The organism is Streptomyces hiroshimensis (assembly GCF_014650335.1).
GTDB classification, from domain to species: domain Bacteria; phylum Actinomycetota; class Actinomycetes; order Streptomycetales; family Streptomycetaceae; genus Streptomyces; species Streptomyces hiroshimensis.
Map to the genome: position 1 here is coordinate 60,905 of NZ_BMUT01000022.1, position 24,800 is coordinate 85,704.

At 73.2% G+C, this 24,800-nt stretch carries 25 protein-coding genes; 9 read left to right on the forward strand and 16 right to left on the reverse strand.

Translation table 11 applies throughout. From position 1 onward, the window contains the following. Nucleotides 1–34: 34 nt before the first annotated feature. From IE241_RS32500 to pdhA, 5 genes are read right to left on the reverse strand one after another with little or no spacing between them, the layout of a single operon-like run. Nucleotides 35–1,636 carry a molybdopterin molybdotransferase MoeA gene (locus IE241_RS32500; RefSeq protein ID WP_190025465.1) on the reverse strand — a complete coding sequence of 534 codons (1,602 nt, stop codon included), beginning with the start codon at nucleotides 1,634–1,636 and terminating at the stop codon, nucleotides 35–37. After that, nucleotides 1,633–2,607, reverse strand: a complete 975-nt coding sequence (locus IE241_RS32505) for an NTP transferase domain-containing protein (RefSeq protein WP_190025466.1) — start codon at nucleotides 2,605–2,607, stop codon at nucleotides 1,633–1,635. The genes IE241_RS32500 and IE241_RS32505 overlap by 4 nt, the downstream gene beginning before the upstream one ends. Nucleotides 2,608–2,642: 35 nt before the next feature. Next, on the reverse strand, nucleotides 2,643–4,121 hold the full coding sequence (locus IE241_RS32510) for a dihydrolipoamide acetyltransferase family protein (RefSeq protein ID WP_190025467.1): 1,479 nt from the start codon (nucleotides 4,119–4,121) through the stop codon (nucleotides 2,643–2,645). After that, nucleotides 4,121–5,137, reverse strand: coding sequence for an alpha-ketoacid dehydrogenase subunit beta (locus tag IE241_RS32515; RefSeq protein WP_190025468.1), 1,017 nt, complete (start codon nucleotides 5,135–5,137; stop codon nucleotides 4,121–4,123). Before IE241_RS32515 ends, IE241_RS32510 begins: the two co-directional genes overlap by 1 nt. After that, the gene (pdhA, locus tag IE241_RS32520) at nucleotides 5,134–6,291 is read right to left on the reverse strand and encodes a pyruvate dehydrogenase (acetyl-transferring) E1 component subunit alpha (RefSeq protein ID WP_190025469.1); all 1,158 of its coding nucleotides are present in this window, start codon (nucleotides 6,289–6,291) and stop codon (nucleotides 5,134–5,136) included. Before pdhA ends, IE241_RS32515 begins: the two co-directional genes overlap by 4 nt. A 183-nt stretch (nucleotides 6,292–6,474) precedes the next feature. Between pdhA and IE241_RS32525 the strand changes: the two genes are divergently transcribed. Continuing rightward, nucleotides 6,475–6,966 (forward strand): Lrp/AsnC family transcriptional regulator, encoded by a 492-nt coding sequence (locus IE241_RS32525; protein ID WP_190025470.1) that lies wholly within the window; start codon nucleotides 6,475–6,477, stop codon nucleotides 6,964–6,966. Nucleotides 6,967–7,004: 38 nt separating this feature from the next. On the opposite strand, the gene IE241_RS32530 is transcribed toward IE241_RS32525, so the two are convergent. Continuing rightward, complete coding sequence (locus IE241_RS32530; protein ID WP_190025471.1) at nucleotides 7,005–7,616, reverse strand: TetR/AcrR family transcriptional regulator; 612 nt, start codon at nucleotides 7,614–7,616, stop codon at nucleotides 7,005–7,007. Nucleotides 7,617–7,618: 2 nt separating this feature from the next. Continuing rightward, complete coding sequence (locus IE241_RS32535; RefSeq protein ID WP_190025472.1) at nucleotides 7,619–9,139, reverse strand: 3-hydroxyacyl-CoA dehydrogenase; 1,521 nt, start codon at nucleotides 9,137–9,139, stop codon at nucleotides 7,619–7,621. A 138-nt stretch (nucleotides 9,140–9,277) separates the two neighbouring features. Between IE241_RS32535 and paaN the strand changes: the two genes are divergently transcribed. Then, nucleotides 9,278–10,981: a phenylacetic acid degradation protein PaaN gene (gene paaN, locus IE241_RS32540; RefSeq protein WP_190025473.1), complete on the forward strand. Its 1,704-nt coding sequence runs from the start codon at nucleotides 9,278–9,280 to the stop codon at nucleotides 10,979–10,981. Here paaN and IE241_RS32545 read toward each other — a convergent pair. The 3 genes from IE241_RS32545 to IE241_RS32555 are packed head-to-tail and all read right to left on the reverse strand — an operon-like array spanning nucleotide 10,978 to nucleotide 13,632. Then, nucleotides 10,978–11,742 (reverse strand): TrmH family RNA methyltransferase, encoded by a 765-nt coding sequence (locus IE241_RS32545; protein ID WP_190025474.1) that lies wholly within the window; start codon nucleotides 11,740–11,742, stop codon nucleotides 10,978–10,980. The genes paaN and IE241_RS32545 overlap by 4 nt on opposite strands. 4 nt (nucleotides 11,743–11,746) lie before the next feature. Beyond that, nucleotides 11,747–12,967 carry an HTTM domain-containing protein gene (locus IE241_RS32550; protein WP_190025475.1) on the reverse strand — a complete coding sequence of 407 codons (1,221 nt, stop codon included), beginning with the start codon at nucleotides 12,965–12,967 and terminating at the stop codon, nucleotides 11,747–11,749. Beyond that, nucleotides 12,964–13,632 (reverse strand): DUF5819 family protein, encoded by a 669-nt coding sequence (locus IE241_RS32555; protein ID WP_190025476.1) that lies wholly within the window; start codon nucleotides 13,630–13,632, stop codon nucleotides 12,964–12,966. The genes IE241_RS32550 and IE241_RS32555 overlap by 4 nt, the downstream gene beginning before the upstream one ends. A 186-nt stretch (nucleotides 13,633–13,818) precedes the next feature. Between IE241_RS32555 and paaA the strand changes: the two genes are divergently transcribed. From paaA to IE241_RS32585, 6 genes are all read left to right on the forward strand, one after another. Beyond that, nucleotides 13,819–14,784 carry a 1,2-phenylacetyl-CoA epoxidase subunit PaaA gene (gene paaA / locus IE241_RS32560; RefSeq protein WP_190025477.1) on the forward strand — a complete coding sequence of 322 codons (966 nt, stop codon included), beginning with the start codon at nucleotides 13,819–13,821 and terminating at the stop codon, nucleotides 14,782–14,784. Continuing rightward, complete coding sequence (paaB, locus tag IE241_RS32565) at nucleotides 14,781–15,068, forward strand: 1,2-phenylacetyl-CoA epoxidase subunit PaaB (protein ID WP_179081656.1); 288 nt, start codon at nucleotides 14,781–14,783, stop codon at nucleotides 15,066–15,068. The genes paaA and paaB overlap by 4 nt, the downstream gene beginning before the upstream one ends. Beyond that, a complete protein-coding gene (gene paaC, locus IE241_RS32570; protein ID WP_190025478.1) occupies nucleotides 15,065–15,820 on the forward strand; it encodes a 1,2-phenylacetyl-CoA epoxidase subunit PaaC in 756 nt (251 codons plus the stop codon). Before paaB ends, paaC begins: the two co-directional genes overlap by 4 nt. Next, the gene (gene paaD, locus IE241_RS32575) at nucleotides 15,814–16,317 is read left to right on the forward strand and encodes a 1,2-phenylacetyl-CoA epoxidase subunit PaaD (RefSeq protein WP_190025479.1); all 504 of its coding nucleotides are present in this window, start codon (nucleotides 15,814–15,816) and stop codon (nucleotides 16,315–16,317) included. Before paaC ends, paaD begins: the two co-directional genes overlap by 7 nt. Then, on the forward strand, nucleotides 16,318–17,448 hold the full coding sequence (locus tag IE241_RS32580; RefSeq protein WP_190025480.1) for a 2Fe-2S iron-sulfur cluster-binding protein: 1,131 nt from the start codon (nucleotides 16,318–16,320) through the stop codon (nucleotides 17,446–17,448). A gap of 89 nt (nucleotides 17,449–17,537) precedes the next feature. Further along, nucleotides 17,538–18,674, forward strand: a complete 1,137-nt coding sequence (locus IE241_RS32585) for an acyl-CoA dehydrogenase family protein (RefSeq protein ID WP_190025481.1) — start codon at nucleotides 17,538–17,540, stop codon at nucleotides 18,672–18,674. Nucleotides 18,675–18,680: 6 nt separating this feature from the next. Here the strand turns inward: IE241_RS32585 and IE241_RS32590 are convergent, their stop codons facing one another. The 3 genes from IE241_RS32590 to IE241_RS32600 all read right to left on the reverse strand — a co-directional run bounded on the left by IE241_RS32590 (nucleotide 18,681) and on the right by IE241_RS32600 (nucleotide 21,590). Next, complete coding sequence (locus IE241_RS32590; RefSeq protein ID WP_190025482.1) at nucleotides 18,681–19,028, reverse strand: rhodanese-like domain-containing protein; 348 nt, start codon at nucleotides 19,026–19,028, stop codon at nucleotides 18,681–18,683. A 10-nt stretch (nucleotides 19,029–19,038) separates the two neighbouring features. Continuing rightward, nucleotides 19,039–19,821, reverse strand: coding sequence for a hypothetical protein (locus IE241_RS32595; protein ID WP_190025483.1), 783 nt, complete (start codon nucleotides 19,819–19,821; stop codon nucleotides 19,039–19,041). A gap of 383 nt (nucleotides 19,822–20,204) precedes the next feature. Next, nucleotides 20,205–21,590, reverse strand: coding sequence for a DUF2252 domain-containing protein (locus tag IE241_RS32600; protein ID WP_190025484.1), 1,386 nt, complete (start codon nucleotides 21,588–21,590; stop codon nucleotides 20,205–20,207). Nucleotides 21,591–21,853: 263 nt separating this feature from the next. Here IE241_RS32600 and IE241_RS32605 point away from each other — a divergent pair, with 263 nt between their 5' ends. After that, on the forward strand, nucleotides 21,854–22,204 hold the full coding sequence (locus IE241_RS32605; protein WP_190025485.1) for an antibiotic biosynthesis monooxygenase: 351 nt from the start codon (nucleotides 21,854–21,856) through the stop codon (nucleotides 22,202–22,204). On the opposite strand, the gene IE241_RS32610 is transcribed toward IE241_RS32605, so the two are convergent. The 3 genes from IE241_RS32610 to metK all read right to left on the reverse strand — a co-directional run. After that, entirely contained in the window at nucleotides 22,182–22,649 is a 468-nt protein-coding gene (locus tag IE241_RS32610) for a hypothetical protein (RefSeq protein WP_190025486.1), read from the reverse strand. The genes IE241_RS32605 and IE241_RS32610 overlap by 23 nt on opposite strands. A 315-nt stretch (nucleotides 22,650–22,964) precedes the next feature. Further along, nucleotides 22,965–23,648 (reverse strand): ScbR family autoregulator-binding transcription factor, encoded by a 684-nt coding sequence (locus IE241_RS32615; protein WP_190025487.1) that lies wholly within the window; start codon nucleotides 23,646–23,648, stop codon nucleotides 22,965–22,967. A gap of 231 nt (nucleotides 23,649–23,879) precedes the next feature. Continuing rightward, nucleotides 23,880–24,800: methionine adenosyltransferase (metK, locus tag IE241_RS32620; protein ID WP_190024771.1), on the reverse strand; the 921-nt coding region annotated here is incomplete at its 5' end.

Genomic DNA, 24,800 nt, shown 5'->3' on the forward strand with positions numbered 1-24,800 from the left:
GACGACTGCGGGAGCCCAGGGCCCGACGGGACCTTCAGGGCCTCGACGGGAGCCCCAGGACCTCGACGGACCGTCCTGCTCCGCCCGGCGGTACGACAGCCAGCGCGTCGGCCGCCGCCAAGCCACGCAACATCGCGGGCCCGTGGAACCGCAGAGGCCGCACCCGGCCGGGGCCGTCGTACGTGACCGGCACGAGCCGGGTATCGGCAGGGTGCCCGGACACCGCCTCCACCGGCACGGCCCGCACGGGCTCGTCCACCGCTCGCCCGGTGAGCGTGCACAGCAGCGGCTCGGCGAGCGTCAGCAACCCCGCCACCGCGGCGAGCGGATTCCCGGGCAGCCCGACGACGAGGCGCCCGGGCGCGAGCCTGGCGAGCAGCATCGGGTGCCCGGGCCGCACGGCGACGCCGTCGACCAGCAGCTCGGCACCCAGACGGTGCAGCGTGGGGTGGACGTGGTCCACGGGCCCGGAGGCGGTACCGCCGGTGGTGACGACCACGTCCGCGGTGGACGCGGCGAACGCCTCGTACAGCGCCTCCGCGTCGTCACCGATGCGCAGCGCCTCGGCCGGCTCGGCGCCCAGCGCCCGCAGCCAGGGCCCGAGCATCGGCCCGAGCGCGTCCCGGATCAGACCGCCTTCGGGCAGGCCCTCGCGGAGCAGCTCGTCGCCGAGGACGAGTACGTCGACGCGGGGGCGGCGGGTGACGGTCAGCGTGTCGTAGCCGGCGGCGGCCGCGAGGCCGAGCAGGGGCGGCGTGACGACCGTTCCCGCCTGCACGAGCCGGTCGCCCTTCCGGCACTCGCCGCCGCGCGGCCGGATGTCCTGGCCGTGGCTGACATGGCGGTTGGCGAGCAGCTCGCCCTGCACGGTGACCTCGCCGTGCTCGCTGCGCAGCACGGCCGTCGCTCCGGCCGGGATCGGCGCCCCCGTGGCGATCCGCAGGGCGTGCCCGTCGCGCAGCGGGCCCGTGCCGGGGCGGCCGGCGAGGACGTCCTGCTCGCCGGGCGGGGGGAGGCGCCACGGGCCGGGGCCGGAGACGGCCCAGCCGTCCATGGCGGAGGTGTCGAAGGAGGGCAGGTCGGTGAGGGCGACGAGCGGCTCGGCGAGGACCTGCCCGAGGGCGTCGCCGAGGGGCCGCTCCTCGGCGGGGAGTGCCTCGGCGGCCGCGGCGGCGACGGCGCGGGCGGTGGGCCAGGAGGTGGAGTGGGGTGCGGAGCAGGGTCCGGCGTGGGGTGCGGAGTGCGGGGTGGTGGGGGGCGTGGCGTCGGCCGTCATGTGGCGGGCCCGTTTTTCGTCCTCGGCGGCATCGATGAAGGGGAATGCGTCGAAGGAGGGGGCGGGGCCGGGACCGGGACCGGGCTCGTCTTCGGGACCGGTCCTGCGGTGCGCGGCGGGCACGGCACCGACGCCTCGTCCACCGTCGACCACGCCGCCCCCGACGGGTATCTCGTCGAACGGGAAGTACACGAAGGGGGCTTGGGTGCTGCCGCGCGGGGCGTCGTCGACGTCGTAGGCGGGCCGCTCGGCGCGGCGGGCCGCGGGGCGGGCGTGGTGGCTCCGCCGGTCGTCGGCGAAGAGGGCCAGTGCCTCGTCCGTCGCCCGGTCGAGCGAGGAATCCGCGTCGGCGTCACTCATCGCGCGTCGTCGGCCTTCTCGGCGGTTCCACCGCTGGTGGGCTCCGCGGCGGCGCCTGCCTCGGCAGGCCCCGCGACCGAACCGCCCCCGGCGGGCCTCCCCGCCGTGCCGCCCCCGGCGGTAGCCGCCTCCGCGGCAGCCGCCTCCGCCGCCCACCCCTGGGCGAGCGCGACGGCCTTACGGGTCGCCTCGGCCACCGCTTCGGGGCCGCCGCCCGCGCGCCCCGCGGCGTAGCCGACGAGGAACGTCGTCAGGGGCGCGGCGGGGCGGGCCACGCCGTGCGCGGCGTCGCGCGCGAGGTCCAGGAGGGCGGTGGTGTCGACGTCGAGGTCGATGCCGAGCTCGGCCTTGGCCGCGGAGATCCATTCATCCAGCACGCTCCCATCGTCCCTGATGCGCGCGCGGGCGGTGGCGACGTCCTCCCAGGTGTCGCAGTCGAAGGAGGCCGTGGGGTGCGGGAACCGCCCGAGGGTCAGCTCGTCGGTCAGCAGCCGCAGGGGCAGCCCGGCGAGGCTGCCGTGCTCGGCGGCGAGCAGCGCCAGCTCCCGGCGCAGCGGCTCGGTGCGGTAGGCGGCGACCAGCGGCTGGTCGCGCCCGTCGAAGTCGGTGAGCAGGACGCCCTCGACGTACGGGCCGCCGGTGGCCGCCGCGGCGAGCAGCGCCCGTACGGTCTCGGCCCGCAGGAAGGGCAGGTCGGCGGAGAGGACGAGCGTGGTGGCGGAGGCCGTCTGGCGCAGGCCGGCGGCGAGCCCGGCGAGCGGGCCGCCGCCGGGCGGCTCCTCGCGGGCCCACCGCACGGGCCGCGCAGTGGGGCGCCGGGGCCCCACGACGACGGTCTCCTCGGCGTCCGCGCACGCCTCCAGCACCCGGTCCAGCAGTGTCCGCCCGCCCACGCGCAAGGTGGGCTTGTCGGCGCCGCCCAGTCTGCGGGCCGCGCCACCGGCGAGCACTACGGCGTCGTAACCAGTCACCCGACGAGTATGGCCGTTCGGAACGGGGCGAAGGCTCAGAGGGAGCGCAACAACACAGCGGGCTGCTCGACGCAGTCGGCCACGTACCTCAGGAAGCCTCCCGCCGTGCCCCCGTCGCAGACCCTGTGGTCGAAGGTGAACGACAGCTGCACCACGTGCCGTACCGCCAACTCGCCCTGGTGGACCCAGGGCTTGGGGGCTATCCGGCCCACGCCCAGCATGGCCGCCTCGGGGTGGTTGATGATCGGCGTGGAGCCGTCGACGCCGAACACGCCGTAGTTGTTCAGCGTGAACGTGCCGCCGGTGAGATCGGCCGGGGTCAGCGTGCCGGAGCGTGCCGCCTCGGTGAGGCGGGCGATCTCCGCGGAGAGCCCGGCGGCGTTGCGCAGGTGGGCGTCCCGGACGACGGGGACGACCAGGCCGCGCTCGGTCTGCGCCGCGAAGCCGAGGTGGACGCCGGGCAGGCGGACGATCTCCCGGGCTTCGGTGTCGACGGTGGAGTTGAGGTCGGGATAGCGGGCCAGGGCGGCCGTGCAGATGCGGGCGAGCAGGGCCAGGAGGGAGACCTTCGGCCCGCCCCCGGCGTTCATGGCCCGGCGGGCGGCGAGCAGCTCGGTGGCATCGGCGTCCACCCAGCAGGTGGCGTCGGGGATCTCCCGGCGGCTCCGGCCGAGCTTCTCGGCGACGGCACCGCGCAGCCCGCGCAGGGGGATGCGCTCGGCGCCCTCCCCGGCGGGGACGGCCGTCGCGGCGGCGGGCGCCGGTGGGGCTGCGGCCGCGTCTGCGGCTGCCCGAACGGCCCGCTCCACGTCGGCGCGCAGAATGAGCCCGTCCCGCCCGGTGCCGGTCAACTCACGCAGATCGACCCCGTGTTCACGGGCCATCTTCCGAACGAGGGGGGACACGACGGGAACGGGGCCGGTGGAGCCGGAAAGCCGTGACCCGCCCGCGGCCACGCCCGGAGCCGCCCCCCGGCCCACAAACTCACCGCCCGCCCCGGCCACCCCCTCCGCCGCAGCGGCGCCCGGCCCGTACGAACGTGCCCGGCGGTGCCCGCCTGCCTCCGGGCCGTCCGGCACCGCCGGACCCCCGGCGGCCGCGGAGCCGTCCGCAGAACCGACAGCGCCGTCGGGCGTGGGCGACGCGCCCACCCCGGGCCGCCGGACCCGGCGCCGCCGCGCCGCAGGCGCCCCCGTGCCGTAACCCACGAGCACATTGCCGGAAGCCTCCGGCTCCTCCCCCGTGGACGCGGACGCATCCACGGGCGACGCACCGACGGCGACCGTCAGCAGCGGCGCCCCCACGGGAAGCTCCGTGCCCTCCGCGCCGAAGCGGGCCGTCACCACGCCCCCGTACGGGCAGGGGACCTCGACCATCGCCTTGGCCGTCTCGACCTCGACGACCGGCTGGTCGACGGCCACGACCTCGCCGACCTCGACCAGCCAGCGCACGATCTCCGCCTCGGTGAGCCCCTCGCCGAGATCGGGCAGCCGGAATTCCTTGACCTCGGGCATCAGCTCTCCGCCTCCCACTGCAGCCGTGCGACCGCGTCCAGCACCCGGTCGACCCCGGGCAGGTGGTGCCGCTCCAGCATGGGCGGCGGGTACGGGATGTCGAAGCCGGCGACGCGCAGCACCGGCGCCTCCAGGTGGTGGAAGCAGCGCTCAGTGATCCGGGCCGCGATCTCCCCGCCGGGGCCGCCGAATCCGGTCGACTCATGGACGATCACGGCGCGCCCGGTGCGCCGGACGGAGGCGCAGACCGTCTCCTCGTCGAAGGGCACGAGCGAGCGCAGGTCGACGACTTCGAGGTCCCAGCCCTCTGCGGCGGCCGCCTCGGCCGCCTCCATGCAGACCGGGAGGGACGGCCCGTACGTGATGAGCGTGGCGGACGTGCCGCGGCGGCGGACGGCGGCGCGCCCTAGGGCGGGCACCGCCTCGGGCACCTCGGGGTCCCATTCGGCCTTGGACCAGTAGAGCCGCTTGGGCTCCAGGAAGACGACCGGGTCGTCGGAGGCGATCGCCGCGCGCAGCAGCCCGTAGGCGTCGGCGACGGTGGCGGGGGTGACGACATGGAGGCCGGGGGTCGCCATGTAGTACGCCTCGGAGGAGTCGCTGTGGTGCTCGACGCCGCCGATGCCGCCGCCGTAGGGCACGCGGACGGTGAGCGGCATGGGCAGCGCGCCGCGCGTGCGGTTGCGCATCCGGGCGACGTGGCTGATGAGCTGCTCGAACGAGGGGTAGGCGAAGGCGTCGAACTGCATCTCCACCACGGGCCGCAGCCCGTACATGGCCATGCCGACGGCGGTGCCGAGGATGCCGGCCTCGGCGAGCGGGGTGTCGGTGCAGCGGTCCTCGCCGAACTCCTTCACGAGGCCGTCGGTGACGCGGAAGACGCCGCCGAGCGCGCCGACGTCCTCTCCGAGGACGTGGACGGCCGGGTCCTCGGCCATGGCGTCGCGCAGGGCCCGGTTGAGGGCCTGGGCCATGGAGGCGGGCCGGGCTCCGGCCCTGACAGCCGCAGTGGTCATCGCTGCGTCCCTTCCGGGGAGGCCGGGGCGGCTTCCGCTGCGGCGTCGAGCTCGGCGCGCAGCATCTCGGCCTGCTCCCGCAGTTGGGCGGTCTGCTCGGCGTAGACGTGGGTGAAGAGATCCATGGGGTCGAGCACGGGGTCCTGGTTCATGCGCTCGCGCAGGTCGGCGGCCATGCGCTCGGCCGCCTCCTGTTCGGCGGCCACCGTGGCCTCGTCCAGGAGCTTGCGCGCGGTCAGCTCCTGCTCCAGCAGGGCAATGGGGTCGTGGCCGCGCCAGGTGTCGACTTCGGCGTCGCTGCGGTAGCGGGTGGCGTCGTCGGCGTTGGTGTGTGCGTCCATGCGGTAGGTGACGGCTTCGACGAGGGTGGGGCCGCCGCCCTCGCGGGCGCGCTGCACGGCTTCGGTGAGCACCTCGTGGACGGCCACGGCGTCGTTGCCGTCGACGAGCCGGCCGGGCATGCCGTAGCCGACGGCCTTGTGGGCCAGCGAGGGGGCCGCGGTCTGCTTGGCGAGCGGCACGGAGATCGCGAAGCCGTTGTTCTGCACGAGGAAGACGACGGGGGCCCGCCATACGGCGGCGAAGTTCAGCGCCTCGTGGAAATCGCCCTCGCTGGTGCCGCCGTCGCCGACCATGGCGAGCGCGACCACGTCGTCGCCCTTGAGGCGGGCGGCGTGGGCGAGGCCGACCGCGTGCGGCAGCTGGGTGGCCAGCGGGGTGCACAGCGGTGCGATCCTGTGCTCGTGGGGGTCGTATCCGGTGTGCCAGTCGCCGCGGAGGAGCGTGAGCGCCTGGACGGGGTCGAGGCCGCGGGCGACGGCGGCGAGGGTGTCGCGGTAGCTCGGGAAGAGCCAGTCCTGCTCCTGCAGGGCGAGCGCCGCGGCGACTTCGCACGCCTCCTGACCCGTGGAGGAGGGATAGACGGCGAGCCGGCCCTGGCGGGTGAGCGCGGTGGCCTGGGCGTTGTACCTCCGGCCGCGGACGAGGTGGCCGTAGAGCCGGAGCAGCAGCCCGGCGTCCAGCCCGTCCGCCGCCTCGGTGCCCAGCACGCGATACGGCTCCGCGTCGGGAAGCAGGGGTGCGGGGTCGGTGCGGGGCCGCCAGGCGGGGGGCGGGGTGGGCCGGTACGAGCCGGGCTGCTCCAGAACCGTCATGACGAGCACCTCCTTTGTGGGGACGGGCTTGACCGGACGTACGGCGGAATCGCGCCGACGCCCTCCCTACCGATTGTTCGGTCGTCGGCACATTTTGGCTACAGGCGACCCGAGCCTGTGGACAAACGGTTCTCCACAGCCTGAGATATGGCCAGGACGTCCAAGAGGGGGAGGCGGGACGCCATGCCGGACGAACAGATGGCCTTCACCGGGAGCAGGGCACCCGCGCGGCCGCTGGACGAGATAGACCGCGCCATCCTGCGCATGCTCCAGGCCGACGGCCGCGCGTCGATACGGTCCGTCGCCGAGCGTGTACACGTCTCGCGCGCCAATGCCTACGCCCGGATCAACCGGCTCATCGACGACGGGGTCATCCGGGGGTTCAGCGCGCGGGTCGATCAGGAGCGGGCCGGGCAGAGCGCGTCGGCGTACATCACGCTGAAGATCGTGCAGAACTCCTGGCGCACGGTCCGCGACAAGCTCCTGGAGCTGCCGGGAGCCGCACACATCGCCCTGGTCAGCGGGGACTTCGACGTGCTCCTGCTGGTGCACACCAAGGACAACCGCGCCCTGCGCGAGCTGGTGCTGACCCGCATCCAGTCCATGGACGAGGTGCTCAGCACCCGCACGCTGCTGATCTTCGAGGAGACGGATCTGCAGGAAGGAGGCCTCTAGCGGGCCCCGCCCGGCCGTCTGGTGGCCCGCCCGGCCGCCTAGCGGCCCGTCCGGTCGCCGGATTCCGTCAGGAGGCCCGCAAAGGCCGTACGGACCACCGCTTCGGCCACCTCTTCGCTGGTCACCGCGCCGCCGCGCTCGGGGCGGTACCACTCCACCACGGAGTTGATCATCCCGAAGAGCAGCCGGGTGGCCAGCCGGGCGTCCACGTCGGCCCGCAGGTCGCCGTCGGCCGCCGCCTGCTTGAGCAGGTCGGCGACGCGGTGGTCGAACTCGCGGCGGCGCTCCATCGCCCAGCGCTCGGTGTCGGTGTTGCCGCGCACACGCAGCAGCAGCGTCACGTAGGGCAGCTCGGCCATGAGCACCTCGACGGTGCGCCGGGTGACGTACTGCAGGCGTTCGACGGCGCGTCCCCCGGTCGCCCCCGGCTCGTCCAGCACGGCGAAGAGCCCGTCCAGGGCACGGCTTATCGCGAGCCGGAGCAGCTCCTCCTTGCCCTTCACGTGGTGGTAGATGGAGGACTTGGAGATCCCGGCAGCCTTGGAGAGGTGCTCCATGGAGGTGCCGTCGTAGCCCCGCTCGTTGAACACCTCGACGGCGACCGCGAGCAGCGATTCGGGCGTGTAGGTGTCGCGCTTGGCCATGGTCACGATTACAGCACCCGTGCCTCTCGGTCCGCACGGCGCCTCAGGGCCCGCGACGGCGCGTAGCGCTCGCCGGCCCCTTCGTCGTGCAGGTTGTACAGGAAGTTCCACAGCCAGCCCGCGCCCAGGCGGCCGGCCCACTCCAGGGGGCCGCCGGGGTAGTTCACTCCCAGCCGCATGGCCTTGTCGATGTCCTCGGGGGTCGCCACCTCGCGGGCGGCGGCGTCGGCGGCGAAGTCCACGATCATCGCCACGGTCCTCCCGACGATCATGCCGGGGACGTCGTCGATGACGCTGACCTGCTTGCCGAGCGCCTGCAGGAGGCCCGTGGCCTCCCGGACGTCCTGAGGCCGGGCGGCGGCGGAGGGGGCCAGCGCGATGCGGGTGGCGGCGCGGTAGTCGAGCGAGAGGTCGAAGAAGATGCCGCGCTCTCCCGGAGGGCCCTCCAGGGTGGCGGAGCCGTCGGTCAGGGCCAGGCACGCGCCACCGGGCAGCCTGATGTGGCCCCCGGACGCCGGCCCGTCCTTCTCCACGGCGACCTCGATGCCGGCCTCCCCGATCATCTCCACCAGGGCGGCGGCGGGCCCCAGGCCGCCCGTGACGCGGACCGCCGCGGGGGCGTCCTGCGGCTCGGCGGTGTGCGGGCCGGGCCGCTGTGCGTCCTCGGAGTGGTCGAACCATCCGCGGCCGCTCTTGCGCCCCAGCAGCCCCGCCTCCACCAGCCGGCGCTGTGCGAGCGACGGCCGGAACTTCGGGTCGTGGAAGAACGACTCGTAGACCGAACGGGTGACGGCTTCGTTCACGTCCTGGCCGATGAGGTCGGTGAGCTCGAAGGGCCCCATCGCGAAGCCGCCGCACTCGCGCAGGACGGCGTCGAGGGTGGCGGGGTCGGCGGCGCGCTCCTCGTACAGCCGGAAGGCCTCGGCATAGAAGGGCCGGGCGACGCGGTTGACGATGAAGCCGGGGGTGTCGGCGCAGCGCACCGGGCTCTTGCCCCAGGCGGCGACCGTGGCCATGGCCCGGTCGGCGGCAGCGGCGTCCGTGGCGAACCCCTGCACCACTTCCACCAGCGGCAGCAGCGGGGCGGGGTTGAAGAAGTGCAGGCCGACGAAGCGGCCGGGGAGCCGCAGGGCGCCGGCGACGGCGGTCACCGACAGGGACGAGGTGTTGGTGGCCAGCAGGCACGTGTCGGGAACGACCGATTCCAGCTCGGCGAACAGCTTCTGTTTGGCCTGCAGTTGCTCGACAATCGCCTCGATGACGAGCGCGGAGTCGGCGAGTTCGGCGAGCCGCGCGGCGGGCTGCAGACGCGCGAGCGCGGCGTCCCGGCCGGCCGCGTCGAGCCTGCCCTTGTCCACCAGGCGGCCGAGCCGGGCGGCGATCGCCCGCGCCGCCTCCTCCGCACGGCCGGGTGCGGCGTCGTACAGCCGCACGGGGTGGCCTGCGGCCAGGGCGACCTGGGCGATGCCCTGGCCCATGGTGCCGGCGCCGACGACGGCGACGGTGCCGGCCGGGTCGATTGCGGTCATGGCAGTGATCCTCCCCGAAGTGTTTTCCACAGGTTTGCCGGGCCCCCTTGTCCCGACCGATCGTTCGGTTACTGTATCCACCGGGGGTGCTTCTGGTCCCCCGTATCGGAGCCCCGCTCGACAAGGAGTTGGTCAGCCGTGACCGCCGGACTCACCACCGCTCAGTTGACCGAGAAGCACCGCCCCACCCTGGATCAGGCGCTGGAGGCCATCCGCACGCGGGCCTACTGGTCCCCCTTCCCCGAGCACCCGAAGGCGTACGGCGCGGAGGGCTCCGTGCCGGGCAGCCTGAGCGCCGCCGAGGGCCAGGCCGCCTTCGAGGCACTGCGCGGCGCGCGCTTCGAGCTGGGCCAGCCGGGCACGGACGGCTGGGCGGGCGCCGAGGTGTCGCCGTTCGGGATCGAGCTCGGCATCGAGTATCCGCACGCGGCCGCCGATGAGCTGCTGCCGGCGCTGCGCGCGGCGATGCCGCAGTGGCGCGAGGCGGGTCCGGAGGTGCGGGCCGCGGTCTGCCTGGAGATCCTCGCGCGGATCAACGCCCGCTCGCACGAGTTCGCCCACGCCGTGATGCACACCAGCGGCCAGGCGTTCATGATGGCCTTCCAGGCCGGCGGCCCGCACGCCCAGGACCGGGGCCTGGAGGCCGTCGCCTACGCCTATGCGGAGCAGGTGCGCACCCCCGGCTCGGCCGAGTGGTCCAAGCCGCAGGGCAAGCGCGATCCGCTGGAGCTGCGCAAGGAGTTCACGGCCGTTCCGCGCGGCGTCTCGCTGCTGATCGGCTGCAACACCTTCCCCACGTGGAACGGCTTCCCGGGCCTCTTCGCCTCGCTCGCCACGGGCAACGCCGTCCTGGTCAAGCCGCACCCGCGCGCGGTGCTGCCCCTGGCGCTGACCGTGCGCATCGCGCGCGAGGTGCTGGGCGAGGCCGGCTTCTCGCCCGACCTCGTGGCGCTGGCCGCCGAGCGGGACGGCGAGGGCATCGCCAAGGCCCTGGCCGTGCGCCCGGAGATCCGCATCATCGACTACACCGGCTCCACCGCCTTCGGCGACTGGCTGGAGGCCAACGCCCGCCAGGCGCAGGTCTTCACGGAGAAGGCCGGCGTCAACACGGTCGTCCTCGACTCCACCGGCGACTACAAGGGCCTCCTCGGCAACCTGGCCTTCTCGCTGTCCCTCTACAGCGGCCAGATGTGCACCACCCCGCAGAACTTCCTGATCCCCCGCGAGGGCATCGCCACCGACGCCGGGCACAAGTCCTACGACGAGGTGGTGTCCGATCTGGCCGCCGCGGTCCAGGGCCTGCTGGGCGACGACGCCCGGGCGAACGCCCTGCTGGGCGCCATCGTCAACGACCAGGTCAAGGAGCGGATCGACGCCGCGGGCCGGCTCGGCGAAGTCGCCCTCGCCTCCCGCACGGTGGCCAACCCCGAGTTCCCCGGCGCCACCGTCCGCACCCCGGTGATCGTGAAGCTGGACGGCGCCAAGCCCGACGCCGAGGCGGCCTACTTCTCGGAGTGCTTCGGGCCGGTGTCCTTCGCCGTCGCCGTGGACTCCGCGGCGGATGCCGTGGAGCTGCTGCGCCGCACGGTGCGGGAGAAGGGCGCGATGACCGTCGGCGCGTACACCACGTCGCCCGAGGTCGAGCGGCTGGTGGAGGAGGCCTGTCTGGAGGAGTGCGCCCAGCTCTCGCTCAATCTGACCGGCGGGGTGTTCGTGAACCAGACGGCGGCCTTCTCCGACTTCCACGGCTCCGGCGGCAACCCTGCTGCCAATGCGGCCCTGTGCGACGGCGCGTTCGTCGCGAACCGCTTCCGCACGGTCGAGGTGCGCCGCCCGGCCTAGCCCTGGGCCGGGCCCGGGCCTCCCCAGTGGAACAGCGCCATGGCGACGCTCGTGGCGAGGTTGTAGCTGGAGACCTGCGGCCGCATGGGGAGGGCGACCAACCGGGTCGCCCTCTCGCGCAGCTCGGGCGAGATGCCGTGGCGCTCGGAGCCGAAGGCGATCAGCGCGTCGTCGGGCAGCGTGAGGGAGCGGATGTCGTCGCCCTCCGGGTCCAGGGCGTACAGCGGCCCGGGCGGGAGCTCGGGCAGGGGCAGCCGCTCGACGGCGGTGGCGTAGTGCAGGCCCGCCCCGGCCCGTACGGCGTTGGGGTGCCAGGGGTCCATGTCCCCGGTGGTGACGACGCCCGTGGCGCCGAAGCCGGCCGCCAGCCGGATCACGGCGCCCACGTTGCCGAGGTTGCGCGGGTTGTCGAGGACGACGACGGGGGCCTTGCGGGGTGCCCGCGAGAGAGCGTCGAGGTTCGCCCTGCGGGCCGGGCGCACGGCGAGCGCCGCCACGCCCGTGGGGTGGATCCTGGGGACCAGCTCGCGCAGGGCCTGTGCCGGGATCTCCACCAGGCGCTCGGCGAGGGTCCCCGTAAGGTCGTCGGCCAGCGCGGCGGCGAGTTCCAGAGCCGCCGCCTTGTCGCTGGTGACCGCGAGCCGCACGTCCGCGCCGAAGCGCAGGGCGTGCTTCAGGGCGTGGAAGCCGTCGAGCAGTACGGCGTCGGGGGCGTGCTCGCCCCACTGCCGCACGGCGGCAGCGGCTTCGTCCTCGGTCATGCCCTCAGCCTACGAGAGTCCGGGCGCCCGCCTCGTCCCCCTCGCGCTGCGCCGGTACGGGCTGCGTGCGGGCCGGAAGCAGCCGGTCGCGGGCGCGGCCGGCGAGCGGGCCCAGGCGCCGCAGGAAGGAGGTGGGGAGGAAGACCGCATCGGCCACGATCATGGCGAGGGAGAAGAACGGCAGCCCGAGCAGCAGGGCGATACCGAGGTGCTCCATCATCATCACGCCCAGCAGGACGTTCTTCACCCGCCGGTTGAGCAGGGTGAAGGGGAAGGCGACCTGCACGGCCACGGTTCCGTAGCTGAGCAGCAGCACGAGCAGCCCGCTGCCCGCGAGGGCGTGGGACAGCTCGGGCCAGGGCGAGAAGTAGTCCAGGTGCAGCGGGTAGTAGAGGGCCGTGCCGTCCTGCCAGCGCGAGCCCTGGATCTTGTACCAGCCGGCCGTGGCGTAGATCAGGCAGACCTCCGCCATGATCACCAGCAGGGCCGCGTTGTGCAGCAGGTTGGCCAGGACGTCCAGGACGGCGCGGGGTTCGGGTGCGTAGCGCCCCGCGAGCCACCACAGCCCCTGGACGAGCCACAGGGCCCACAGGGCGGTGGCCCAGCCGACGCCGGGGAGCGGGCCGTGGCCGGTCCAGGACATCCGGGTGTCGCCGAGGATCTGAGCGGCCGCCAGGGCGAGCCCGCAGGCGGCCCACAGCACGATGCCCGTCACGTCGGTGCGGGCGGGGCCGCCGGCCTGCTTCGCGGCCCGGCGGGCGTCCAGCGACCAGACCCGCCCGCAGCGCGTGAGGATCAGGTAGAGGGCCATCAGGTGGATGACGTTGTCGCCGCCGTCGCCCAGGAAGACGCTGCGGTTCTGCAGCGAGAGCACGCCGACCATGGAGAGCACGGTCATGGTGCGGGTGCGCCAGCCGAGAGCCAGCAGGGCGGCGGTCACGACGGCGAAGGCGTAGACGGCCTCGAACCACAGGCCGCCGTCGGACCACAGCAGGGCGGTGAAGGCGTGGTTGTCGGCGGTCAGCCGGCGGGCCATCTCCCAGCTCCACGGCCCGTCCGGCCCGTACATCTCGTGCCGGTTGGGCCACTCGCGCAGCAGGAAGACCAGCCACGTGAAGGAGAGGCCTATGCGGATGACGGCCGTCTGGTGAGCGCCGAGGGAGCTGCTCGTGACGCGGTCGACGCCGCGCGAGAGCCGGGCGCCGAGCGGCAGGGTCGCACTCATCGGTTGTTCGCCTCCGTACGGTCGGCGGCGGTGACCGGCCACCAGCCCAGCACCCGGTAGGCGGGCTTGGCCCCGCCCTTCTCGTCGCTCCAGACGGGCGGCTCGACCAGGGTGGTCACGGCGCGCACCTGGACTCGGCTGATGCTGCGCCCGTCCTGCCCGGCGCCGAGGCGGCCGACGACGATGCGCCGGACGTACTGCTCGGAGAGCTCGCCGCGCAGCCCGTTGGGCTGCTCCTTGACGTCATGGGAGTTGGTGTAGAAGTCCCAGGCGCGGCGCAGCTCGTTCTGCTGCGTGTGGCTGGGGAGGAGGTTGTGCCGGATGGCGGCGCCGTCCTTTGCGGTCAGATCGGTCCAGCCGGTGACCGTGGTCCGCCCGTCGGGGCCGCGGAGCTCGGCACGGGCCTGCACGGCGACGTTCTGCTGGAGCGGGTTGGGAGCGAAGAACTTCCAGTTCTGCTCGTACTCCGGATAGATGTAGTCGTCTATCGCCGCCGCGTTCTGCTTGGTGACCGTGTTCGACGGCGCGACGTGCAGGAACACCATCGCCAGGTGCACCCCCGCCGTCACCGCGATCACCGCTGCGCCCGCCGCGACGACGAGGCGCGCTGGCCTGGACAGCCCCGCGAGGGCGCCGGCCCGCTCGTGCCCGTCATCCGACTCCATTGCCCCGCCCCGTTCCTGCGTCCCGCCTGTTCTGTGCACCCGAACGGTACCCAGGTCGTCCCGCGGGGCACAGCGCCCGGGGGTTATCCACAGGCTTGACACCCCTGAGCGGCCGCACCACCATTGAACCGAACGATCGGTCGGTCGGGCCGGTCGCATGCGGGCGGAGAGGCAGGGGGCAATGCCATGACGACGATGGCGCCGGACACAGGAGCCCAGGACACCGCGGGCTATGAGGCGGTCTTCGACGCCGCCGTGGCCGCCGAGGAGCGCATCGAGCCGCGGGACTGGATGCCCGATGCCTACCGCGCCACCCTCGTCCGCCAGATAGCGCAGCACGCGCACTCCGAGATCATCGGCATGCAGCCCGAGGCCAACTGGATCACCCGCGCCCCTTCGCTGCGCCGCAAGGCCATCCTCATGGCCAAGGTGCAGGACGAAGCCGGCCACGGCCTCTACCTCTACAGCGCCGCCGAAACCCTCGGCACCGGTCGCGACGAGCTGCTCGACAAGCTCCACTCGGGCCGCCAGAAGTACTCCTCGATCTTTAACTACCCCACGCTGACCTGGGCCGACGTGGGCGCCATCGGCTGGCTCGTCGACGGCGCCGCGATCACCAACCAGGTCCCGCTGTGCCGCTGCTCCTACGGGCCCTACGCCCGCGCCATGGTCCGCATCTGCAAGGAGGAGTCCTTCCACCAGCGCCAGGGCTACGAGCTGCTGCTCGCGCTGAGCCGCGGCACCGAGGCCCAGCACGCCATGGCGCAGGACGCCGTGAACCGCTGGTGGTGGCCCTCGCTGATGATGTTCGGCCCGCCCGACGCCGAGTCCTCCCACTCGGCCCAGTCCATGGCCTGGAAGATCAAGCGCCACTCCAACGACGAGCTGCGCCAGCGGTTCGTGGACATCTGCGTCCCCCAGGCCGCCTCCCTCGGCCTGACCCTCCCCGACCCCGACCTCCGGTGGAACGAGGAGCGCGGGCAGCACGACTTCGGCGCCATCGACTGGACCGAGTTCCAGGAGGTGCTCCGCGGCAACGGCCCCTGCAACGACCAGCGGATCGGCCAGCGCCGGCGGGCCCATGAAGAAGGCGCGTGGGTGCGCGAAGCAGCCGCCGCATATGCGGCCAAGCACGGAAAGGCGACGGCATGACGAACGCTGACTGGCCGCTGTGGGAGGTCTTCGTGCGCAGCAGGCGCGGGCTCGCCCACACCCACGCGGGCAGCCTCCACGCCCCGGACGCGGAAATGGCCCTGCGCAACGCCCGCGACCTCTACACCCGCCGCTCCGAGGGCGTCTCGATCTGGGTGGTGCCCTCCACCGCGGTCACCGCCTCCTCGCCCGACGAGAAGGACCCCTTCTTCGAGCCCGCGGCCGACAAGCCCTACCGCCACCCGACCTTCTACGAGATCCCGGAAGGGGTGCGGCATCTATGAAGAGCGTGCCTGTGACGGACACACCTGCGCCCGCCGCGGAGCCCCGCCCGGCCACGGCCGCACTGGCCCTCGGGGACGACGCCCTGGTGCTCTCCCACCGGCTGGGGGAGTGGGCCGGGCATGCCCCGGTGCTGGAGGAGGAGGTCGCCCTCGCCAATATCGCCCTCGACCTGCTCGGCCAGGCCCGCACCCTGCTCTCCCTCGCCGGCGACGAGGACGAGCTGGCCTACCTGCGGGAAGAGCGCGCCTTCCGCAACACCCAGCTCGTCGAGCAGCCCAACGGCGACTTCGCCCACACCATCGCCCGCCAGCTGTACTTCTCCACCTACCAGCACCTGCTGTACGGGCAACTGGCCGCGGCCGAAGGCCCGTTCGCACCCCTTGCGGGCAAGGCCGTCAAGGAGGTCGCCTACCACCGCGACCACGCCGAGCACTGGACGCTGCGCCTCGGCGACGGCACGGAGGAGAGCCACGCCCGGATGCAGCGCGGCCTGGACGCCCTCTGGAGGTACACGGGCGAGCTCTTCGAGCCCGTAGAGGAGCTGCCGGTCGACTGGAGCGCCCTGCGCGAGGGCTGGCTGTCCGCGGTGACCGCCGTCGTCGAGCGCGCCACGCTCACCCTTCCCTCCGGCCCGCAGAACGGCGCCTGGACGGCCGGTGCAGGCCGGCAGGGCATCCACACCGAGCCGTTCGGGCGGATGCTCGCGGAGATGCAGCATCTGCACCGCAGCCACCCGGGGGCGTCATGGTGAGCACACCCACCGTCCTGGAGGAGCGGCTGCGCGCCCTGGCCGGCGCCGTCCCCGACCCCGAGCTGCCCGTGCTCACCCTGGCCGAGCTGGGCGTGCTGCGCGGCCTGCACGTCACCGGCCCCGGCCGGGTCGAGGTCGAGCTCACCCCCACGTACACCGGCTGCCCCGCCGTCGAGGCCATGTCCGCGGACATCGAGCGCGTGCTGCACGAGCACGGGCAGGCCGAGGTGTCCGTCCGCACCGTGCTCTCCCCCGCCTGGTCCACGGACGACATCACGGCCGAAGGGCGCCGCAAGCTCGAAGAGTTCGGCATAGCGCCGCCCCGGCCCACAGGCCCTGCCGCCGGCGGCCCCATCATGGTCGGCCTGGGCATCCGGTGCCCGCACTGTGGCTCCACCGAAACCACGCTGCTCAGCCGCTTCTCGTCCACCGCCTGCAAGGCCCTGCGCCGCTGCGAGGCGTGCCGGGAGCCGTTCGACCACTTCAAGGAGCTGTAGATGGCAGCGGCCCGCCACGGCGCCTTCCACCCCCTGCGAGTGGCATCCGTCGACCCCCTCACCGACGACTCGGTCGCCGTCGCCTTCGCCGTGCCCCCCGAGCTGCGCGAGACCTACCGCTACGCCCCCGGGCAGCACATCGCCGTCCGCCGCACCACCCGGGACGGCGGAGAAATCCGCCGTACGTATTCGCTGTGCGCCCCCGCACCCGCCCCCGGGGCGCCCGGGCCCGCGGAGCTGAAGGTGGGGGTGCGGCTGGTCGACGGCGGCGAGTTCTCGACGTACGCCCTCAAGGAGCTGGCCGCCGGGGACACCGTGGAGGTGATGGCACCGGCCGGGCGGTTCGTGCTGGAGCCGCGCGCCGGGCACTTCGCCGCGATCGTGGGCGGCAGCGGGATCACGCCGGTGCTGTCCATCGCCTCGACCCTGCTGGCCAGGGAGCCCGAGGCCCGGTTCTGCCTCATACGCAGCGACCGGACCACCGCCTCCACGATGTTCCTGGAGGAAGTTGCCGACCTGAAGGACCGCTTCCCCGACCGCTTCCAGCTGGTGCATGCGCTCTCCCGTGAGGAGCAGCAGGCCGGGCTGCCGTCCGGGCGGCTGGACGAGGAGCGGCTGGCGCGGCTGCTGCCCGCGCTGGTGCCGGTGGAGGAGATCAGCGGCTGGTTCCTGTGCGGGCCCTTCGGCCTGGTGCGGGGTGCCGAGCGGGCGCTGCGCGGCCTAGGGGTCGGGCGGGAGCGGATCCACCAGGAGATCTTCCATGTCGAGTCCGGGGCTGTCGCGGAGTCCGGTGCCGCCGTGGAGCCCGGGGCCGCCGTGGAGTCCGGCCGGGCCGCTCCCGCCGGCTCGCCTGCGCACAGCACGGTGACCGCGCAGCTCGACGGCCGCGGTGGCAGCTGGCCGGTGCGGGACGGGGAGACGCTGCTGGAGACGGTCCTGCGGAACCGGCCGGATGCGCCCTACGCCTGCAAGGGCGGGGTGTGCGGAACCTGCCGGGCGTTCCTGGTCAGAGGCGAGGTGCGGATGGAGCGGAACTTCGCACTGGAGCCGGAGGAGATCGAGAGCGGCCATGTGCTGGCGTGCCAGTCGCATCCGCTGACGGAGGAGGTGGAGCTCGACTTCGACCGCTGAGCGTTCCCATTTGCCGCCGACCGGCCTAGATTGACGGACCGTCAGATTTGATGGGCCGGGTAGGCGACAGGCGCGGGAGGGCGACGGCAGTGGACTTCACCTTCACCGAGGAGCAGCAGGCGGCCCGGGAAGCGGCACAGGCCGTGCTCTCCGGGGTCTCCCCCGACGGCGTGCCCAGCCCGGTCCTCTCCCGGGGCCCGGTCGCGGAGGACTTCGACCGGGCGCTGTGGCGCAAGCTGGCCGCCGCGGGGCTGCTGAGCCTGACGGTCTCCGGCGAGCACGGCGGGGCGGGGCTCGGGCCGATCGCCCTGTGCCTGGTGCTGCGCGAGGCCGGGCAGGTGCTCGCCCGGGTGCCGCTGCTGGAGACCGGTGCGACGGCGCTCGCGCTGAGCACGCACGGCGGTCCGGCCGGGGCTGCGATCCTGCCCGCGCTCGGGCGGGGCGAGCTGGTCGCCACGGTCGCCTCCAGCGGGCGCACGGGACACGATGCGGCCGAACTGGCGGTCGGCGCACGGCCGGTGGCCGGGGCGGGCTGGGTGCTCGACGGCGTCCAGACGGCCGTGCCGTGGGGGCCGAGCGCCGATGTGCTGGTGATCCCGGCGCACGGCGCAGACGGCCGCACCGTTCTCGGGCTCGTGCCCCGTGATCACCCGGGGGTCGGCCTCGCCGGGCAGGTGTCCACCAACGGCGAGCGGTACGCCGAGGTACGGCTCGACTCCGTACGTCTCGACGACACGCAGGTCGTCACCGCCGAGGGGGCGTGGGAGCGGCTGCGCGAGCTGCTCACCGCCGGGACGTGCGCGCTCGCGCTCGGAGTGGGTACGGCGGTCTGCCGTATGACCAGTGCCTACACGGGCAAGCGGGAGCAGTTCGGCTTCCCGCTGGCCACGTTCCAGGCGGTGGCCGTCCAGGCAGCGGACCGCTATATCGACCTGCGGGCGATGGAGGCCACGCTCTGGCAGGCCGCGTGGCGGCTGGAGTCCGGGGCGGGCGGGGAGCTCCCGGCCGCCGCCGACCTCGCCGTCGCGAAGGTGTGGGCCTCGGAAGGGGTGCGCCGCGCGGTGCAGACCGCGCAGCACCTGCACGGCGGCTTCGGCGCCGACACCGGCTACGCCCTGCACCGCTACCATGCCTGGGCCAAACAGCTGGAGCTGTCCCTCGGCCCCGCCGCGGCGCACGAGGAGGCACTGGGCGACCTGCTGGCCGCCCACGCGCCCGAAAGCTAGCTCCGGCTAGATCACGGCGCCGGGGGCGCCGTTGCCGTCCACGACCGGGCGGCCGGCGGCCTCCCAGACCTGCATGCCGCCGTCGACGTTCACCGCGTCCAGGCCCTGCTGCAGCAGATAGGCGGTGACCTGCGCGGACCGGCCGCCGGAACGGCAGATGACATTGATCCGGGCGCCGTCGGACGCCTTCTCCGTCAGCTCGCCGAAACGGGCCACGAAGTCGCTCATCGGGATGTGCAGCGCGCCCTCCGCGTGGCCTGCCGCCCACTCGTCGGCCTCGCGGACGTCCAGCAGAAAGTCTTCGGGAGAGAGGGCGTCGACGCCGACCGAGGGAATACCGGAACCAAAGCTCATGCCCACGACGCTACCCGACCAGCTCACGCAGATGCGCCTCGCGCTCCGCGACCTGGGCGCGCAGGCCCTCGGCGATCTCCTCCAGCAGGCCGTCCGGGTCGTCCGGCGCCATCCGCAGCATCGAGCCGATCGCCGAACCCTCCAGCTCGGCCGCCAGCTCCGACAGCATCTCCTTGCGCCGCGCCAGCCACTCCAGACGGGCGTAGAGCTCCTCCGCCACGTCCAGCGGGCGCGGCTCCGGGGGCGGGCCCGCGGCCCACTCCGCGGCCAGCTCCCGCAGCAGGGCCTCGTCGCCGTCCGCGTACGCGGCGTTGACCCGCACGATGAACTCCTCGCGGCGCAGCCGCTCGCCCTCGTCCCGCGCCAGGTCCGGGTGCGCCTTGCGGACCAGCTCCCGGAAGGCCTTGCGGGCCTCGTCGCTCGGGCGCACCCGGCGCGGCGGGCGGACCGGCTTCTCCGTGAGCATCGCCTGCGCCTCCGGGGAGAGGCCCTCCGAATCCAGCCAGCCGTTGAAGAGCTGCTCCACGCCGGGCAGCGGCTGCACCAGCGCCCGGGCCTCGCGGGCCCGGCGCAGGTCCTCGGCGTCACCGCTGCGGGCGGCCACGGCCTCGGCGATCTGCGCCTCCAGCTCGTCGAGCCGGGCGTAGACCGGGCCGAGGCGCTGGTGGTGCAGGCGGGAGAAGTTCTCCACCTCCACCCGGAACGTCTCCACGGCGATCTCGAACTCGATCAGCGCCGTCTCGGCCGTGCGGACGGCCTTTTCCAGGCGGGAAGTGTCTGCTTCCGGATTCATCACCCGACCAGCGTAGTTCCCTCCCGGAGGGTTCCCCGGACGCCTCGGCCCGCGCCGGGCGCTCGCCCTTGCCGCCGGGCGAGGACGGTCCCGCCGCGGTGGCGCGACGGCGCGGTGGCCCGGTGGCTCGGTGGCGCGGCGCCGCGGTGGTGGAGTCCGGCGGTGCCGACCGACGGCGGGTTTCGGCACCGCCGGAATGCGCCGTCTCGGCTGCTCGCCGTTGCGGCGGGAATCTTTGCCCGCGGCAGCGGGCCCGGCGGGCGGCCGGGGCCGACCGACATCGGTCGTCCGGCACCGCCGGGATACGCCGTCTCGGCTGCTCGCCGTTGCGGCGGGAGTTTTTGCCTGCGGCGGCGGGGTCTGACCGGGGTCGGGCGGAGTCGCTAGACGCCCGTTTCTGCAGGGATTCGGCCCGATCGGATCGCTTTTATCAGGGTTTCATGGTCCGCCTCTGTGCGGTTTGCGTAGGTGTGGGCGAAGGTGGCCACGGACTCGTCCAGGGCCGTGGACTTGCCGCAGTAGGCCGCTATCAGGCGGGGGTCCGCGGTGTGGGAGTGGGCGCGGGCCAGGAGGGCGCCGGTGAGGCGGGCGTAGTCGTCCAGCTCGTCGGGGGCGAGGGCCGCCGGGTCGACGCTGCCCTTGCGGTTGCGGAACTGCCGCACCTGGTACGGCCGCCCCTCGACCGTCGCCCAGCCCAGCAGCACGTCGCTGACGACCTGCATCCGCTGCTGGCCCAGCACCACGCGCCGCCCCTCGTGACCGTCCGGCGGCAGCGCGAAGCCGGCCTTCTCCGCGTACGGCAGCAGGACCGAGGGCCGGGCCTCCTTCACCTGGAGGACGAGCGGCTCGCCGCGGTGGTCCAGGAGCAGCACCACGTACGAGCGCAGCCCCACGCTTCCGGTGCCGACGACGCGGAAGGCCACGTCCTGCACCTCGTACCGGGCCGTGAGCGGCAGCAGGTCCTCCGGGAGGGTGCCGAGGTAGCCGCCGAGGGAGAGGGCGACCGCCGCCGCCTCGCCGTCCGGCAGCCGGCGCAGCACCGGCGGGGCGTCCACGAAGCGCCGCCCGTCGTCCGTCTTCTCCGTGGCCTTGGCCGCGAAGCGGGCGCTCGTGTTCCGCCGGGCCTTCTCCGCGACCCGCTCCAGCGTGCCGACCAGCTCGCGGGCGTCCGCGTGGGAGACGAGCCGCTCGTCGGCGATGGCGTTCCAGGCCTCCGCGACCGGCATCCGGGCCAGCAGCCGCATCGTGTGGCGGTAGGAGCCGACGGCGTCCCGCGCCGCCGCCCGGCAGGTCGGCTCGTCCGCGCCCGCCTCCCGCCCGGCCAGCACCAGCGAGGCGGCGAGCCGCTTCACGTCCCACTCCCACGGCCCGTGCAACGTCTCGTCGAAGTCGTTGAGGTCGATGACGAGTTCGCCGCGCGCGTCCCCGTACAGCCCGAAGTTGGCGGCGTGCGCGTCTCCGCAGATCTGGGCGCCGATCCCGGTCACGGCGGAGTCCATCAGGTCGTGGCCCATCAGCCCGGCGGAGCCGCGCAGGAAGGCGAAGGGGGACGCGGCCATCCGGCCGACGCGTATCGGTGTGAGCTCCGGCAGCCGCCCCGCGTTCGACGCCTCCACCGCGGCGACCGCGTCCGGCCTGCCCGGCCCGGCGGTCCACTCCGCGTGCGCCGTCCGCGGCACCCGCTCCCGCAGCGCCTTCCCCTCGGCCTTCGGCGACCCGCCCTCCGCCTTCGGACGCGCGAACCCCGGCACGTACGGCAGTCGCGACATCGCGCCCCACCTCCCCCTTCGTACTTCGTCCTTCGTCCTTCGTCCTTCGTATGAGCCGACCCGGCAGTCGGCTCATGGGGAAGACCGTGAGGGGCCGCGCCCGGTTCCCCGCCCCTGTGGCCGGAACGTTGCCGTCCGCCACCACGCCCCCTTGACCTCAAGCAAAGTCGAGGTTTGATGATGCGATCACGAGCACCGGCTCGACCAGCTCCGATCGGCTCCGAATCGTGCAGGCATACGCGGGGGAGAGAGCGAGAGAACGCATGACCAAGGAATCCGGCTTCTACTCGATCATCGACTACACCGTCGACGGACCCGAGACGCAGCACGCCCTGCTGAAGGCGTTCACCGAGATCCAGAAGTCCTGGGTGCGCTTCTACCCCGGCTACTGCTCGGCCCGGTTCCACCTCAGCACGGACGGCACCCGCGTCGTGAACCTCATCCACTGGGCCACCGAGGCCGACTACCGCAACTTCGTGGAGAACTCCGACACCGACGGCCGGCTGGCCGCCATCCGGCAGGCCTTGGAGGACCTGCCCGGCAAGGCCGAGATCAACATGCCCGGGGCGCCGACCTACTTCGCCTACGAAGTCACGCCCGGGCCGCGCCCGTAGCGCTTCCCCCGGCAACTTCCAGTGTCTTCCTGACCGTTCGCAGCGCAGCCGATACGGCCGCGGGAGGTACGGAACCGGCCCCCTCGGCCTCCCGGGCCGCGGCATAGCCCAGAACCCGGGCTATGCCGAGCGCGCGCAGCGCCTCGTCGCCCCCGACGCTCTCGGGCTTCCCCAGCATCTGCCGCGCCGTGGACTCCAGCAGCACACCGGCGACCGCGGCCAGCGCCGACGGCGGCAGGGCCTCTTCGAGCAGCGCGGCGACGGACACCGCGTCCGGTGTTACCGGAGTCTGCCGTTCGGGCGCAGGGGCGGACCCAGGGGCGGGCGCGGACGCGGACGCCGCAGGCGGCGCCGGCGTCTCGCGCCAGGACCTCAGCGAACCGTAACGGGCCAGGCCGTCATGCAGGGCGGCCGCGAAAGTGGACCCCAGAACGGGCCCCGTCATCTCTTCCTTCGACGCTCGCACCGGCGCCTCCTCGAAGCCACGGGCACCGCAGAAGCGCCCTCGCGGATGAGCGGATGAGCGGCAGGGCACACGCGGAACACCCCGTCGACGCATAGCGCGAACGTAGCAAACCGACCAGTTTGTATGTCAAGGGAAGTTGCCGCGGTTCGTCACGCTATGCGACCAAGCTCAACTGCTTTTCCAGAGCCCTTCCAGAGCCCTTCCAGAGCCCTTCCAGAGCCTTTCCAGGGCCTCTCTATGGCCTTCCATGGTCTTTCCAGTCGGCCTCGATGGTGTTCCGAAGTCGTTCCGAGGTCAGGAAGCTGCCTTCTCCACCGCCGGCGACAGCACCGGAGTCGCGTACGCATCGCCGTACCCCGCCGTCTCGTCCGACCCCGCCGGGTCCAGCCGGCCGACCATGTGCGACGCGGCGAGCCGGGGCAGCAACAGCCGCCAGAAGGCCGTCACGGCCTCCCGGGAGAGCCACTCCTCGTCGCCCCGGCCGAGCACCTCCAGCCCCGTGGTCGACGCCGTGATGACCGTGGCCGCGTCCTGCGGCGCCACCCCTTCGGCGAGCGCCCCCTCGCTGCCCGCCCGCACCAGCTGCCGGCGCACGAAGTCCTGCCACTGGCGGCGTAGATCGGGCCTGGTCGCAGGGGAGACGTCGCAGCTCAGACGGAATCCGGCGCGGACGACGAGGTCGCTGCGGAGGCGGCTCACCATCGCGTGGGAGGCGTCCGCGAGCACCTGCAGAGCAGGCTCGTCGCTGCTGTCCGCGCAGCGCGTGATGGTGAGGAGGGCCTCGTGCGCCTCGGACTCGACGGCCGCGGCCAGCGACTCCTTGTCCTCGAAGTGGAAGTGGAACGCGCCGGTGCTGACCCCGGCCCGGGCGCTGATCCCGGAGACCCGCGAACTCGCGTACCCGTACTCGTCGAACGCGGCGGCGGCGGAATGAATCAGTGCGCGGCGGGTGCGTTCTGCTCGCTCTTGCTTCCTCATGGACGACTCCCGCGACGAACTCGAACCCCGGCGCCCCGACGCGGGGATGTGGGAAGTGGACGGGGACATGTCACCCGTATGCAACGTGTGAGAAGTATAGCAAAATCAAACCAACTAGATGGTTTTCATTTGCCTTCATTTGCTTTCATTGCCAGGCTTTTCCTTTGATTCGACCCCGAGGGCGGGAAGGGCGGGGCAGCGGGCCCCGCCCCCGGTCCGGCGGGGCCCGGCCTAGAGCCCGGCGGCCTTCTTCAGGGCGTCCACACGGTCCGTGCGCTCCCACGTGAAGTCCGGCAGCTCACGGCCGAAGTGACCGTACGCAGCCGTCTGCGCGTAGATCGGGCGCAGAAGATCCAGGTCGCGGATGATCGCGGCCGGGCGCAGGTCGAAGACCTCGGCGATCGCGTTCTCGATCTTGTCCGTGTCGATGGTGTTCGTGCCGAAGGTCTCCACGAACAGGCCCACCGGCTCGGCCTTGCCGATCGCGTACGCCACCTGCACCTCACACCGCGACGCCAGACCCGCCGCCACGACGTTCTTGGCCACCCAGCGCATCGCGTACGCGGCCGAGCGGTCGACCTTGGACGGGTCCTTGCCGGAGAACGCGCCGCCACCGTGACGGGCCATGCCGCCGTACGTATCGATGATGATCTTCCGGCCCGTCAGACCCGCATCGCCCATCGGGCCGCCGATCTCGAAACGACCGGTCGGGTTCACCAGCAGGCGGTAGCCGTCGGTGTCCAGCTTGATGCCGTCCTCCACCAGCTCCTTCAGCACGTGCTCGACAACGAACTCACGAATGTCCGGCGCCAGAAGCGAGTCCAGGTCGATGTCCGACGCGTGCTGCGAAGAGACGACCACCGTGTCGAGACGGACGGCCTTGTTCCCGTCGTACTCGATCGTCACCTGCGTCTTACCGTCGGGACGCAGGTAGGGAATCGTCCCGTTCTTACGGACCTCCGACAGACGACGCGAGAGCCGGTGCGCCAGGTGGATCGGCAGCGGCATCAGCTCCGGCGTCTCATCACACGCGTAGCCGAACATCAGGCCCTGATCGCCCGCACCCTGCTTGTCGAGCTCGTCCTCATCACCCTCGACACGGCTCTCATACGCCGTGTCGACACCCTGGGCGATGTCCGGCGACTGCGCACC